Annotated in this window: 15 protein-coding genes; all 15 read left to right on the forward strand. The window is 30.2% G+C overall.

Annotation, left to right across the window (positions count from 1 at the left end; genetic code table 11):
- Positions 1-13 precede the first annotated feature (13 nt).
- Entirely contained in the window at positions 14-1252 is a 1239-nt protein-coding gene (locus tag ACWJJ2_RS02310) for an ABC transporter permease (protein ID WP_462953763.1), read from the forward strand.
- 47 nt (positions 1253-1299) lie between these two features.
- The gene (locus ACWJJ2_RS02315) at positions 1300-2475 is read left to right on the forward strand and encodes an ABC transporter permease (protein WP_462953764.1); all 1176 of its coding nucleotides are present in this window, start codon (positions 1300-1302) and stop codon (positions 2473-2475) included.
- Positions 2476-2577: 102 nt separating this feature from the next.
- Entirely contained in the window at positions 2578-2907 is a 330-nt protein-coding gene (locus tag ACWJJ2_RS02320) for a single-stranded DNA-binding protein (RefSeq protein ID WP_220285881.1), read from the forward strand.
- 65 nt (positions 2908-2972) lie between these two features.
- On the forward strand, positions 2973-3452 hold the full coding sequence (msrA, locus tag ACWJJ2_RS02325; protein WP_220285880.1) for a peptide-methionine (S)-S-oxide reductase MsrA: 480 nt from the start codon (positions 2973-2975) through the stop codon (positions 3450-3452).
- Positions 3453-3584: 132 nt separating this feature from the next.
- On the forward strand, positions 3585-5573 hold the full coding sequence (locus ACWJJ2_RS02330) for a sigma-54-dependent Fis family transcriptional regulator (RefSeq protein WP_220285879.1): 1989 nt from the start codon (positions 3585-3587) through the stop codon (positions 5571-5573).
- Positions 5574-5932: 359 nt separating this feature from the next.
- Positions 5933-6403 carry a Na+/H+ antiporter subunit E gene (locus ACWJJ2_RS02335; protein WP_216303058.1) on the forward strand — a complete coding sequence of 157 codons (471 nt, stop codon included), beginning with the start codon at positions 5933-5935 and terminating at the stop codon, positions 6401-6403.
- Positions 6396-6665: a monovalent cation/H+ antiporter complex subunit F gene (locus ACWJJ2_RS02340; protein ID WP_216303057.1), complete on the forward strand. Its 270-nt coding sequence runs from the start codon at positions 6396-6398 to the stop codon at positions 6663-6665. The genes ACWJJ2_RS02335 and ACWJJ2_RS02340 overlap by 8 nt, the downstream gene beginning before the upstream one ends.
- Positions 6662-6982 carry a monovalent cation/H(+) antiporter subunit G gene (gene mnhG, locus ACWJJ2_RS02345; protein WP_216303056.1) on the forward strand — a complete coding sequence of 107 codons (321 nt, stop codon included), beginning with the start codon at positions 6662-6664 and terminating at the stop codon, positions 6980-6982. Before ACWJJ2_RS02340 ends, mnhG begins: the two co-directional genes overlap by 4 nt.
- The gene (locus tag ACWJJ2_RS02350; protein ID WP_216303055.1) at positions 6969-7208 is read left to right on the forward strand and encodes a hydrogenase subunit MbhD domain-containing protein; all 240 of its coding nucleotides are present in this window, start codon (positions 6969-6971) and stop codon (positions 7206-7208) included. The genes mnhG and ACWJJ2_RS02350 overlap by 14 nt, the downstream gene beginning before the upstream one ends.
- Entirely contained in the window at positions 7205-7927 is a 723-nt protein-coding gene (gene mbhE / locus ACWJJ2_RS02355; protein WP_220285878.1) for a hydrogen gas-evolving membrane-bound hydrogenase subunit E, read from the forward strand. The genes ACWJJ2_RS02350 and mbhE overlap by 4 nt, the downstream gene beginning before the upstream one ends.
- Before the next feature lie 2 nt (positions 7928-7929).
- Positions 7930-8292 carry a sodium:proton antiporter gene (locus ACWJJ2_RS02360; RefSeq protein WP_216303053.1) on the forward strand — a complete coding sequence of 121 codons (363 nt, stop codon included), beginning with the start codon at positions 7930-7932 and terminating at the stop codon, positions 8290-8292.
- A gap of 1 nt (position 8293) precedes the next feature.
- Positions 8294-9766 carry a complex I subunit 5 family protein gene (locus tag ACWJJ2_RS02365; RefSeq protein WP_220285877.1) on the forward strand — a complete coding sequence of 491 codons (1473 nt, stop codon included), beginning with the start codon at positions 8294-8296 and terminating at the stop codon, positions 9764-9766.
- A 16-nt stretch (positions 9767-9782) separates the two neighbouring features.
- A complete protein-coding gene (locus ACWJJ2_RS02370; protein ID WP_216303051.1) occupies positions 9783-11228 on the forward strand; it encodes a monovalent cation/H+ antiporter subunit D family protein in 1446 nt (481 codons plus the stop codon).
- 17 nt (positions 11229-11245) lie between these two features.
- Positions 11246-13258 (forward strand): complex I subunit 5 family protein, encoded by a 2013-nt coding sequence (locus ACWJJ2_RS02375; protein WP_462952925.1) that lies wholly within the window; start codon positions 11246-11248, stop codon positions 13256-13258.
- Positions 13259-13422: 164 nt separating this feature from the next.
- The gene (locus tag ACWJJ2_RS02380) at positions 13423-14841 is read left to right on the forward strand and encodes an IS1182 family transposase (protein ID WP_462953384.1); all 1419 of its coding nucleotides are present in this window, start codon (positions 13423-13425) and stop codon (positions 14839-14841) included.
- The last annotated feature ends 40 nt before the right edge of the window (positions 14842-14881 follow it).

Raw genomic sequence — 14881 nt, forward strand, 5'->3', positions numbered from 1 at the left:
GGAGGTGGGATAAGTGAAAATATTTAGGATATTTATAAAAGACATCAAGGTATTTTTAGGAAATATAAAATTCTATGTACTTATATATTTGATTATGCCTCTTTTATTAGGAGTTCTTTACGGTATGATGTATGAAAAACAACTTAATCCAGATAGGCATATTCCTATAGTAAATGTAGCCTTAATAGATATGGACAAAAGCTCATACACAGCTCCTTTAAAGGATATTCTTACAAATGATGATATGAAAAAATTTGTAGAACTTAGCCAGACACCTGATATAGATGAAGTAAAAGCTAATCTTCAAAAAGGAAAGCTTAAGACTGCCATAGTGATACCAAAGGGTTTTTCAGAAAAGGTTGAAAAAGGTGAAACTGTTAATATAAAAGTTTTAAAGGCCTCCTCCTCTGGTGTTGAATCACAGATTATTTTTGATATAGTAAATTCTTATGTGCAAATACTTAATAATAATGTAAATATATTTTCTGCAATAGACGTGAGTGTTAATGATAAAAGTTCTATAGACATGTTGAAAGAAGCAGTTATAACTCAGACAATCACTTTAAATAGTAAAAATTTTATAAATACAGTTAATATAACTAAAGATAAAAAGCTTAGTGGTAAACAAATTTTTACAATCTCGATGTTAGCATTCATTAGTCTTTATCTATCAGTAATTGGAGCGCAAAATATGGTAAGAGAAAAAGAGGAGGGTACATTTGCAAGATTAAAATCTACCACTTTAAGTATGAGAAATTTATATGTGGCTAAAATATGTTTTGTGTTTTTTATAACTCTAGTGGATATTACATTATACATGGGTATTTGCAAGGTCATTGGAATAAGCGTTGGAGACAGTTATGTGAAGCTTATTTTAATTAGTATTTTACACGCCTTTGCTATAACAGGTATTAGCGCTTTCATAATGAACTTATATAAAAGCCAGAAAAATTTAAATGCAATCTTTACAGCAGTAATTATGGTATTTGCTATGATTGGTGGAAGTTTCTATCCTCTTGGAAACAGTGGGAAAATCATGAGGGAAATTGCTAAAGCAACCCCTAATTATTGGATTCAGGATAGCTATAATAAAATAACACTTGGAGGAAGCATAAAAGAGCTAACAGTAAATATTATAGTACTCTTAAGTATTGGAATTTTAGGAATAGCTTTTGGTGCATTTTTCATGAGAAAAAAAGAATGGAATAATCTATTTAAAACATTAAATAAGGGAGAAAAGGTTCAGATATAGTAAAAAAGTTTAAGTGAATTTATTGTTAGGATAAGGAGGCGACAAGAATGCAGGTTATTTATATGGCATTTTTACATTTAAAAAGAATGTTAAAGCAAAAAACACCTATATTTTCAATGATTTTAATACCGGTTATAGTAGTAGGCACAATTGCATATTTTACAAGAGATTCTAAAGATTCATTTAATGAGACTGTTGATATTACAATAGTCAATAAAGACAAGGGAAGATTAGGTATTAAACTTATAGAAGAATTAAAGACAGATAAATATTTTGAAATCAAAGAATTAAATATTAAAGAGGCGCAAATAAGAATAAAACAGAATAAGACAGGAGTAGCTTTGGTTATATCTGAAGAATTCACTGAAAATTTAGAAAGTGGTAACTTAAAGAAATTAGATATAATGAAATTGTCAGATGGTAATATGGATATTATTATTTCTAAAAAAGTAAATAATTTTGTAACTCAAAGACTTCTTTCAAATAAAGTTATATCCGTTATAAAACAGAATGATATTGTGATAAATAAAAGCTATGGTGAAATTTCAAGGAAAATAGATACGTCTTTAAGTAATAATCCGGTAAAAGTGGAGCTAGAAGAGATTAAAAAGGATGGAACGCGTACTTTATCAGGTTCATTATCTACAAGTCTTATAATTAATTTTCTTATGTTCTCAATGATATACATTGTCATAGAAATGGTTGAACTTAGAAATAATAAAACCCTAAGAAGAAGTATTTCTACGCCAAATAAAAATGGTAGCATAATAGGCTCTGTGCTTTTAGCTATGCTGTTCTTATGTTGGATTCAAATAGGACTTATGGTAACAGTAACAAAATATATTTTTCATATATATTGGGGGAAATCAATGCTTGCAGTTTTTCTGATATTTACTATCTTTATAGTGGTTGTTTTAAGTCTTGGATTATTAATATCAAGGTATGCTAAAAATCAATCTCAGGCTGTTGGTATTGTTAATTTAGTAGTAACCCCAACATGTCTTATTAGTGGAACATTTATGCCACTTGAATTTCTTCCAGCAGTATTTAAGAAAATATCTTATTTTACTCCGCAAAACTGGGCACTGTCTGCACTTAGTGATGTGGCATTAAAAAATAGTGGTGTTATAGATATCCTTCCAAAGTTAGGGATCTTAATTCTGTTTGCACTTGTCTTTTTCACAGCAGGATCAAAATCATTAAAGGAAATGGTTGAAGTATAAGCACACTAATATTTAAAAGAATAACAAACATTTGTTTGTATAAAACCTCTTCTTATTGTCAATAATTTTAAAAAGTTACTAAATAAAAAGGAGAGATATTATATGAATAATGTATCAATAATTGGAAGAATAACAAGAGAACTGGAACTTAAGAGTTTTAATGAGGGTAAAGGGTTTTATACTAGATTCACATTGGCAATTAATAAAGTATCACATAAAGATATACAACCTGAAGCTGATTTTATAAACATTGTGGCATGGAATGGAATGGCAGAGACGCTGTGTAAATATTTGAAAAAAGGAAGTCAAATTGCTATAACAGGTAGACTATCTAGTAATAGCTACACAGATAAAGATGGAAATAAAAGATATAGCATAGAAGTTGTCGCAGAAGATTTTAAATTTTTGGATAACAAACAGCAAATAGTATAAATATACTTCTGAGGTCGTTATTGCATCTTCTATGAAGAGGTTGCAATTCAAAAGGGGATGATTTAATGGAAAGCATTGTTGTAGCGGGAGGATGTTTTTGGGGTGTAGAAGCTTATATGTCAAAAATAAATGGTATCGCCCAAACTAAGGTTGGATATGCTAATGGTACAAAGAAGGAACCTACATACGAAGAGGTTTGTAAGGCAAATACTGGACATACAGAAGCCTGTTTGATAAGCTATGATGAAGGTGTGATATCTCTAGAAAAAATATTGAATAAATTTTGGGGAATAATAGATCCTACTGTTTATAATAGACAAGGAGCTGATATCGGTCATCAATACAGAAGTGGTATTTATTATACTGATAAGAAAGATTTAGACATTATATTAAGAACAAAGGATGAGGTCCAAAGTAGATTGGATAAGCCGATAGTTACAGAGATACAACCTCTTTCTTGTTTTTATGATGCTGAAGATTATCACCAAAAATATCTACAAAAAAATCCAGGTGGTTACTGTCATATCAATTTAAATGATGATTAAGTTAAATTAATTGATTCTTAAAAATTCCTTGTTTTTTCAGGGAATTTTTTTTGCTTATTTGATATTTTCAATAGCCATTTTATATAATTAGATATATAATGATATTAAAATGCTATGAGAGGGAGGATTTATTTGCCAAATAAAAGATTGCTTGGTAATTCTGAAGATATTATAAAAAAGCGGCAATTATTTGTTTCAAAGGGTATTTTAAATAAAAATGGACTTCGAGATATTATCTCAAAGTCTTGGGAACGAAGCAAATTGAATGATATAGATCCATTTAAAAAGGATTTTACAATTGAACTTACGCAGGATGATCTAAAAAATAAGTATAAGGAATTTATGCCTCTATTACAGACAGCTAAACCATTTATGCAAACACTGTACAATCTACTACAAAATTCTGATTTTATGATTCGTTTAACAGATAGAGATGGATATGTATTAGATCATATTGGAGAGGATAGCTTAATGCGGCAAAATAAATTTCTGGTATTACAAGACGGATATAATGTAAAAGAAGAAGTAATAGGCACTAATGCAATTGGTCTTTCATTAATAACTGGTGAGCCAATACAAGTACTTGGTGGCGAACATTATTTACATGAGTATCATAATTGGACTTCATCTGCATGTCCTATAAAAAATGAAAAGGGAAAAGTTTTAGGGGTATTAAGTATTACAGGTAATTATGAATTTGTACATCCACATACGTTAGGTATGGTAGTAGCCGCAGCAAAGGCTATAGAAAAAGAAATGAAGTTAGAGTATTACAATAAAAAATTGAGAATAGTAAATGAACAATTTTACCAAATTACAGAATCAATTTCCGAGGGCATTATTAGAATAGATAATCAAGGTGATATAATTAGTATGAATAGGTTTGCAAGAAAACTCTTGGGATATAGTGGGAAAGATGTACATAATATTCACATAAGTAATGTTTTATATACTAATAGTGGTAAGGATATTATAAATGTTATGAATAATGGAAAAGAGTATCAGGAGGAAGAAATAGATTTTACTACAAAAATGGGTAGAAATAAAACTTGTATAGTTAACGTTACCCCCATAAAGATTTTTAGCTCTAGTGACTTAGGTGGGGTGCTAATTACTTTTAAAGAGAATAAAGCAGTTCTAAGTATGATTAATAAAATTGTTGGAGCTAATGCAAGATATACCTTTGATGATATATTTGGAAAAAGTCAAAGTATAACCCATTCTATTAAATTAGCATCAATTGCGGCTAAGACTGATGATACTATACTTTTACAAGGCGAGAGTGGCACAGGCAAAGAAATGTTTACACAAGCTATACATAATGCTAGTAGAAGGAAAGATAGGCCCTTTGTATTTTTAAATTGTGGTGCTATTCCTCGTGATCTAGTTTCTAGTGAACTCTTTGGGTATGTAGAGGGGGCTTTTACTGGAGCTAAAAGAGGTGGACATCCAGGGAAATTTGAGCTCGCAAATGGCGGAACAATATTTCTTGATGAAATAGGCGATATGCCCTTAGACGCTCAGATAAGTTTACTTAGGGTTTTAGAAGACCACATGGTAGTAAGAGTTGGAGGACATGATGTTATACCAATAAATGTTAGGGTTATAGCAGCTACTAACAAAGATTTAAAAAAAGAAGTTGAACTAGGAAAATTCCGAAGTGATTTGTTTTATAGGATAAATGTTATGCCAATTTATATTGCTTCCATTAGAGACCGAAAAGAGGATATTAAGATATTTATTGATTATTTTTATGAAAAATTCAGTGAATCTAATGAAAAGAATATAAAAGGAATAAGTGAAAGCTTTTATAAAAGTATGATTAATTATAATTGGCCCGGAAACGTTCGGGAATTACAAAATGTTATGCAACTTGTATTAAATGTAGCTGAAAATAATAGTGTAATTACAAATAAGAGTTTGCCAAGTTATATAAATGAAAAAGAAAATGTTGGAGAAGTAAGTGGCGCAAAGCAACTACTTACATTAGAACAAATTGAAAAAGATGCTATTATGCAAACATTGATTAATGTAAATGATAATATGGCAGCAGCTTCCAGAATATTAGGTATAGGGAGAACCACATTGTATAGAAAGATGGAAAAATATAAGATTAGTTAAATAATCACCTGCGGTTCTGTAATAAGTTGAATTTCTACACCAATAATGATTAGTGTAGAATAGAGTAACCATTACCAGTTAATATAATTATAAAAATCGTATCAATGTGGCACAAGTGTTTCAAAATGGTGCATGTAATCGTTAGCTATAATAATATAGTGTATCGTATTGGTACGATTTTAAATAAGGTGCTTTTATGAAAAACAAAAATTTTATTTAAAATAAAAAAATGAAGTTTATAAACCGTTGAAAATCAATGGATTATAAACTTCATTTTTTTGTCAAAGAAAATTTGGCATGTTTATTGCTAATTGAATATATAAAGAAACTAAGTGAAAATTTATAGGGGGATTTTTAAAATGTATTTTGGAATTGTATATTTATTATTTTGGATCATTCTATCAGCAAATGTGAAAGTTGAAACTATTTGCATTGGTATAATAATAAGTTTATTAGTTAGAAATTTAAATAAAGATTTGATGTGTAGTAATAGACGAGTAAATTTCAAGAAAAGCACTGGAAAATGGTTATCTTACACTATTATATTGATAAAAGAAATAATAGTGTCCAATTTTAGTGTGGCAAAAATAGTTTTGAGCCCTCGAATAGTAATATCGCCACAGATAGTAACAATTAACACAAAAATAAAATCTGGGTTTCTTAAAACAATTTTTACTAATTCTATAACATTAACGCCGGGAACCTTAACCATTTCAATGGATAGAGATAAAATTACTGTGCATTGTTTGAAAAATGAATTTGTAAATGGGCTAATTGATTCAGATTTTGAAAAAATAATTTTAGAAGTTGAGGAAGACATTTATGAGTAAACTATTGATTTTTTCTATTTTATTTTTAGCGGCTACAATTTTTTTATGTATGTTGCGAGCGATTAAGGGGCCAAGTGCAGCAGATAGGCTTATTGCTATTAATGTTATAGGCACTAAAACTATTGTACTTATTCTTATAGTTTCATTTTTACTTAATGAAACTTATTTTGTGGATGTAGCAATAGTATATGCTTTGATTAGTTTTTTATCTTCTATTGTAATAGCTAAATTTATTGGAAATTCAGAAGGGAGAAATATATGAGAGAGTTGATTGTTGCTATTTTTCTTTTTGGAGGGTTATTCTTTTTCATGGTTGGAACACTAGGAATTATAAGATTTCCAGATGTGTTTACAAGAGCCCATAGCGCGGCTAAATGTGATACCTTAGGGGCTATATTATGCCTATCTGCATTGGTAGTATTAAATGGATTAAATATGGTTAGTTTGAAAATTGTATTAATTATTGTATTTGTATGGATTGCGAATCCAACAGCTACACACTTAATTGCTAAGGCTGAGTATACCCGGCAAGCGTCTCTTGCGAAAATAAATGGGGTGAAAAAACATGAAGATATTTAGTTTGATAATGCTGATGTTCTTAATAGGCTCTGCTGTAGTCGTTTCTACTATAAAAAGTTTGCTTGGTGCAATAATAGTATTTATGGTTTATAGCCTTATCATGACAATTCTATGGCAACAGCTAAATGCTCCCGATTTAGCAATAACTGAAGCCGCAGTTGGAGCAGGTATTACTACAATTTTATTTATACTTACACTAAAAAGAGTTAAAGGAGTAAGAAAATGAGAAAATTTTTATCTATTGGGATTACAGCAACTCTAATTATGATTTTACTTTTGGGAGTTAATGAACTCCCCAAATTTGGACAATATGATAATCCCGCCAATAATGAAGTTGCACATTATTATATAGAGAAAACAACAAAAGAAACTGGTGCAATGAACATTGTTACAGGTATTATTTTAGATTACCGTGCCTTTGACACTTTTGTTGAGTCAAGTGTATTGTTTACTGCTTCAATTATAGTTTTGTTACTTCTAAAGAAAGAAAGGAACCCTAAGGATACAGGTACTTACGAAATCATTATAAAAAGTACTATTTTAAAAGAAGTAAGTAAAGTGCTAATACCTTGCATTCAGATTTTTGGGATTTATATAATTTTTTATGGACATCTAAGCCCAGGTGGGGGATTTGCAGGTGGAACAATTATAGGCACAAGTTTCATCTTATATAGAATAATTTATGGTAAAAAGTTTACAGATAAAAAATTACCATACGCAAGATTAATAACCTATCTATGTGGAGCAATTATGTTTTATGGGTTATTAAAAGGGTATAGTTTTATAACTGGTGGAAATCATTTAGGGCTTCCGCAGCCTAGTTTAGGAACACCAGGCAATATACTCAGTGGTGGATTTTTATTGCCACTTAACATATTAGTAGGAAGTATTGTAGCGATTACTATATACTTTTTTTTCAATTTATTTGACAGAGGGGAAATTTAATTATGGAAGGATTAATAAATAATTATTATGAGACTGGCGCAATCATACTGTTTGGAATTGGTTTTGCAATATTATTATTGCATAATAATTTAATAAAAAAAATAATTGGTATGAATATAATGGATACAGCAATTTTTTTATTTTTTATTGCAAAAGGATATATTTTAGGTAAAGATGCTCCCATTATTATAGGGGCGCATAAAGGAATTCAAGGTTACATCAATCCTGTTCCATCTGCGCTTATGCTTACTGGGATAGTTGTAGCAGTCAGTACAACAGCATTTGCCCTTGCACTAACAGTGAGGTTGTATGAAGGATACGGTACCATTGAACTAGATGAAATTATTAAGATGAGGAGTGATTAAAATGAGCCTAATCGAGAGTTTTCCACTTACAATTATATTGATATTGTTCATTTCGGCATTTATAATGCCTTTAATTAAAAACACAAAGATTGTTAAGGGTATTAGTTTAATATCAATGACAATAGTAATGATTTTAGCAGTGATAAATTTAATCTTTGTTATTAACAAGGGAGGATATTTATATAGAATTGGACATTTTAATGCACCTTATGGAATTGAATTCCGCATTGGAATAATTGAGGCTATAATGGGTTTGGTTTTTACATTTGTTTCACTTATGATAATTTGGTATTCAATTTATAGTATAGAAAAGGAAATCAAAGAATCAAAGGTAGCTTTATATTATTTACTTATAAACATTTTAATAGGTTCCTTACTCGGCGTAGTATATTCTAATGATTTGTTTAACTGTTTTGTATTTATAGAAGTAGGAACACTTGCGTCTTGTGGCACTATTATTGTTAAAGACAAAAAAGAAAACATAAAAGCCACTATGAAATATTTAATTATGAGTTGCATCGGATCCGGCCTTGTACTTATGGGAATTGCTTATTTGTATTCAATGACTGGGCATTTGAATATAGACTACATTCATGAAATATTAATTAAAAGCCACTTAAATTATCCAAATGCAGTACTGATTTCTATAGTTTTATTTATTGTTGGTCTTGGAGTAAAAAGTGCTATGTTCCCACTTCACAATTGGCTACCAGATGCCCATTCAAGTGCACCTACCTCCTCAAGTGCACTTTTATCTTCTTTAGTTTTAAAGGCATTTATTTTACTTTTAATTAAAATATTATATAGACTTTATGGAATAGAAATAATTAAGTATTATTCTGTTTTGAATATTATACTGATATTAGGTAGTTTAGGAATGATAATGGGCTCAGTTTTTGCTATCTTTCAAAAAAATATAAAAAGAGTTATAGCATATTCTACTGTGGCACAAATGGGGTATATATTTCTTGGTATAGGTCTTGGAACTGATTTAGGAGTTTCCATTGCTATATTCCATATTATTGGGCATTCGGTAACTAAATCAGCTTTGTTTTTATTAGTTGGTGGAATGATAGAACAAACAGGACATAAAACATTAGAACATTTAAAGGGAATAGGGAGAGAAATGCCACTAACCTTAGGATTATTTTCTATGGGTGCACTATCTATGATAGGAATTCCGATATTGCCTGGATTTGTAAGCAAGTGGCACTTATCTTTAGCATCTATAGCATCTGGAGATACAATTTTAGTAGCGGTTATATTGCTTAGCAGCTTATTAAATGCAGTATATTATTTTCCAATCATAATAAATGGATTTTTTGGAGAAGAAAATTTACAAGATAAAGTATATAAATCTAAAAGCAAACCTGTAAAAGAATTGATGCCTGTAATTTTTCTAGTGATTTCAATGGTTTACGTGGGATTAACATCTAGTGGTATTATAGATTTAATTAGCCTAGGACTTAAGTAGAGGAGATGCTTCGCAGTTGAATAATATCACAATAATAATACCAATTTTATTCCCATTTATATTAGCAATAATTATGGCAACAATAAAATTAGATGAAAAGAAAAGAAATATTTTTGTTAGTATGGGCGTTATATTAAATTTTATTTTTCTAGTTACTATATTTTATGTGTTTGGAGAAAGTAGAACTCATCTATTCAAAATAAATGAATTTCTAGATATTTATTTTAAAATAGATAAGTTAAGTATATTGTTTTCTTTATTAGTTGCAATTTTATGGATTTTCACTGCTTTCTATGCCATAGAATATATGAAACACGAAGGCAAAGAGAGAAAATTTTATACTTTTTTTCTTGCAACACTCGGTGTAACCATAGGAATTGCCTTTTCGGGAAATCTTATAACACTTTACGCTTTTTATGAATTTCTTACATTGTCAACCTTCCCGCTTGTAATTCACACTGATTCAAAAGAAGCGTTAAAAAGCGGGAAAAAATATCTGATATATTCATTTGTAGGAGCCACATTGGTTTTGCTTGGAATGATTTTATTATTCAGCATTACGAAGGATACAACATTTGATGCTCATGGTATTTTGCCAGCACTAACAAATGATAATAAAAACCTATATTTGGTAAGTTACGTTTCCATGTTTTTAGGTTTTGGAGTTAAAGCGGCCCTTGTGCCATTCCATTCATGGCTACCTGCAGCAATGGTTGCTCCAACTCCCGTTAGTGCACTGCTTCATGCAGTCGCTGTTGTAAAATCGGGAATTTTTGCTATTATACGGATGAGTTATTTTATCTTTGGGACAGAAATAATTAGGCAGCTCCATATAAATATATTTTTAAGTATTCTGATAGTAATTTCAATTTTAATGGGTTCATTCTTAGCATTACATCAAGAAAATTTAAAAAAGAGGTTAGCTTACTCAACCATTAGTCAATTAGGATATGTATTATTAGGCGTGGTTCTTTTAAATGAAGATGCATTTGTTGGAGGTCTGCTTCATTTAATTAATCATGCAGTAATTAAGATTGTTCTTTTTTTCTGTGTTGGAGCGATAATGTACACTACGGGGAAAACAGAGATTAGTCAGATTAGAGGTATTGGCAAACAGATGCCAATAACAATGGGGTGTTTTAGTGTAGCTGCAATATCACTTATCGGAATTCCACCAACAAATGGTTTTGTTAGTAAGTGGTTTCTAGCTCAAGGCGGACTTACAGAAGGGAAAATGGTTTTTCCTGCAATATTGCTTATTAGTGCATTATTAACTGCTTTATACCTTCTTCCAGTTATAAAAGAAGCCTTTTTCAAAAAAGGGGAGAACACTATAGTTAAGGAAGCACCAATAAAAATGTTACTACCCATAGTTATGATAACCATTATAATTGTTTTACTTGGATTATTTCCTAATATGCTTATCTCATTTATTCAGAAAATTGCTAGTGAGGTAATTTAAGAAAGGAGGGTATTATATTGAAATCCACTACGTATTTACTGTTTATTCTGCTGTTCCCACTTATTAGTTCTTTAATAGGCTACATTATAGGCATGAAAAATGAAAAATATAGAGATATCTTTAATATTGTAATGACTGCCATTGTATTTGTGGTTACTACTATATTATATAAATATGTTGTAGTACAGCCAATAGAGCTATCTATACCTTATATTATGGGTACAGGCCTTCATTTAAAATTGGATATGTTTAGGTATGTTTTTGTCTGGCTTACAGCTATGATATGGTTTTTAACTACAATATATTCAACACAGTATTTAAAAAATCCTAAAAATAGGAATAGATATTATCTGTTTTTTATGTTAACTCTAGCGAGTACTATTGGAATTTTCATATCAGAAAACTTCTTAAATTTGTTTACTTTCTTCGAAATTATGTCGTTTACATCATATGCTTTAATAATTAACGATGAAGATGATTATTCGCATGATGCAGGAAATACTTACATTATAATGGCAGTAACTGGTGGTCTTATTTTGCTTATGGGATTATTTTTGCTGTATAATTATACTCAAACATTAGATATTAGTGAACTTAGAGCTTGCGTAAGCAAGTTAGGTGATGTAAAGTATCTTATCGTAACTCTAATTATTATAGGGTTTGGTGTAAAAGCAGGAATGGTACCATTACACATATGGTTACCGAAGGCATATCCTGCAGCGCCAACGCCTGCAACTATTGTTTTATCTGCAGTTTTAGCGAAGACCGGTATATTTGGAATTATATTAACTATTGAAGTAATTATGAGTGGAGATTTTATGATTTCAATTATTATTCTAGTGATAGGTCTTCTAAATATGTTCATTGGTGGTTTTCTAGCCATGATGCAGAGAAACATAAAAAGAATTCTTGCATATAGTAGCATGAGTCAAATTGGCTATATTCTTGTTGGAATAGGATTAATAGGGGTTTTGAAAGAGCATAGAACTATAGCTATTTATGGTACAATGTATCATGTTATAAATCATGGAATTTTTAAAGCCTTATTATTTATGGGCACAGGAACCATATATTTGGTGCTAAATGAGGTTAGCATAAATAAAATTGGTGGCTTTGGAATTAATAAACATGCATTAAAGATAATGTTTTTTATAGGCGTTCTATCGGTAATAGGGATGCCTGGTTTTAATGGATTCACTAGTAAAACAATGCTGCATGAGGCACTTATCGAAGCGGAGCATATGTATGGGGGGGTGTTTTTTAAAACATGTGAAATTGTGTTTATAATAAGTAGTAGCTTTACTGTAGCCTATTTACTGAAAATATTTGTAGCTGTATTTATAGAAAAAAGCAATCAAAATATTGAAAAGGTAAAGGCAAAGATAACTAAAATGACACTTTTACCAATGGTTATATTTAGTTTAATGAGTATTTATATTGGACTTAATCCAAGTGTAATCTTACATGTGCTAGATAAAGCTTTAAAGCCATTTGGAAATGCTGAGCCAATAGCCGTGGATTTCTACACTTTAAATAATATTAAAAGCTCCTTTATAATAATATTAATTGGTATCGTAATTTATATGGGATTTATAAGAAAAGTGTTAAAAAAAGGGGAAGGTACTAATTGGTATTATGTGAACCCAACTTTAAATTGGATAAGTTTAGAAAAACATATATATAAGCCTCTAGGAAAAGGTATTATTTTTATTAGTTGCTTTATTTTTCATATAATTGATCGCTTAGTAGTTAACAGTGTTACTTTTATAGGGAGAAGTATTGATTCAATTAATAAAAGGGAAATCGATTATGGAAAAGCTATTATAAGAAGGATGAGAAGCGTATTCATCAATTTATTTAATACTCAAGATATTAATAAATGCAAAATTGAGATGGCAGAGGAAAAGTCAGAAATTATAAATGTAAAATCAAAAATAGAAGAAATAGGGTATAACATGAATAGTTTAACTTACTCACTATTTATATTTGGTATATTACTCGTAGTGTGTTTGTTATTTTTAATGTCCTAAAAAAAGCAAATGTTAATTTGCTTTTTTTCAGACCGTTGACAAACATAAAATGTAAAACACTCTAATTTAAAATTGGAGTGTTTTTTTCATATTCAAAAAGGATTTTAGGACATCAATGTCGAATATATATAGGATACAAACTTTATAATTCGGAGGGCATTATTATGATTAATGAAAAGAACTTCACACAACAAAAACTAGAAATGGTGTATTTAGAAGATTTAGTTCCTAAAGACCATATTCTGAGAAATATAGATAAATACATGGATTTCTCTTTTATAAGAGAACTGACTAAAAAATATTACTGCTTAGATAATGGAAGACCTGGCGTAGATCCTATTATACTTTTTAAAATGCTGTTTATTGGGTACTTATTTGGAGTAAAATCTGAGCGACAACTTGTAAAGGACATTGAAGTAAATGTGGCTTATAGATGGTTTCTAGGACTAAGTCTTACTGATCCTATTCCAGATCATTCAACACTTAGCCAAAATAGGCGTAGACGATTTAAAGGTACAGATGTGTTTCAAAAAATATTTGACGAAGTAGTATTTAAGGCTATAAATCTTAAGATGGTAACCGGTAAAATACTTTACACAGATTCTACACACCTAAAAGCAAATGCTAATAAGCGAAAGCTTGTGAAAATTGAAGTTGAAAAAACGCCGAAAGAATATGTAGCTGAACTTAATAAAGCAGTGGAAGAAGATAGAATAAACCATGGTAAAAAACCTTTAAAGGAAAAAGAACCTGTCACCAAAATAAAAGAAACTAAAGTTAGCACAACCGACCCTGACAGTGGATATATGATGAGAGATGGCAAGCCGGAAGGCTTCTCATATTTAGATCACAGAACTGTCGATAGCAGACATAATATAATTACTGATGTGTATGTTACTCCTGGAAACATAAATGATGTTGATCCTTATATCGATAGATTAGATGTGCAAATAAAAAAGTTTAATTTTAATACAAAATATGTTGGTGCAGATGCTGGTTATGCTACAAATCTTATATGTAAAGAACTATATGAGAGGGAATTAAAATCTGTAATGGGATACCGTAGGTCTCCACATACAAAAGGAATGTACACAAAAAATAAATTCCAATATCTTAAAGAACAGGACATTTACGTATGCCCTGACCTAAGGGCTTTACATTATAAAACGACAACAAGAGAAGGATATAAAGAATATGTTGGTAATGCAAAATATTGCGAGATATGTCCAAATAGAGCTCAATGCTTTTCTGCAAAAAGCAAGTTTAAAACTATTAGAAGACATGTTTGGGAAACGTATAAAGAAGATGTTGTAAAGTTCACCAGAACAGATAAAGGCAGAAATATATATAGAAGAAGAAAAGAAACTATAGAGCGAAGCTTCGCAGATTCAAAACAACTGCATGGGCTTCGCTATTGCCATATGCGTGGATTAGAAAATGTGCAAGAGCAGTGTCTGCTTACAGCAGCAGTGCAGAATATGAAAAAGATAGCTAGCCTGCTATCTTTACTGTTTTTTGATTTTCTAACTAAGAAGATAGTTGTTATTTTACATTTATCCATAACTCAAAATGCTATCGCATAATTGCATGTAAAAAGCCCAGTATAATAAAAAAATTATACTG

The organism is Clostridium sp. CM039, from assembly GCF_055081075.1.